Below are 449 nucleotides of genomic sequence, written 5' to 3'. Positions count from 1 at the left end.
GACACCGCATATCAGGATCCGGAAGAGCTGGTCATCACGACACTGGAAAACGCCATTTATCTTGGTATGAAAAACGATGTATCCTTTATGATCTGCGACCGGCTGTTTCTGTATGAACACCAGTCCACGAAAAATCCAAATATGCCGCTGCGAAATCTGTTGTATGTGGCAGATCTTTACTCGGTGCTGACAAAAGACATGTTTTTGTATGGGGAACTTCCGGTAGCAATCCCGGAGCCTCGTTTTGTGGTATTTTACAACGGAGAACAGAAAATGGAGGAACGAGCCATCCTTCGTCTGTCTGATCTTTATCGCCCCAGAACCGAGCATCCTTACCTGGAACTAGAAACACTGGTATTAAACATTAACAAGGGTTATAACGCAGAATTAATGGAAAAATGCCGGGAGCTTCATGACTATTCCGCGTTTGTTGCATTGGTCCGTGAAAA

The 449-nt window shown here is 44.8% G+C and carries 1 pseudogene; it reads left to right on the top strand.

Going from position 1 to position 449, the window contains the following annotated elements:
- Nucleotides 1–449 (top strand): annotated as a pseudogene (locus tag DW819_RS12200) (hypothetical protein); the annotation flags it as partial.

The organism is Clostridium sp. AM33-3, assembly GCF_003480315.1.
Taxonomy (GTDB): Bacteria; Bacillota; Clostridia; order Lachnospirales; family Lachnospiraceae; genus Brotaphodocola.
The sequence above is the reverse complement of the archived record's forward strand: the minus strand, read 5'-3'. Positions and strand labels throughout refer to the sequence as shown.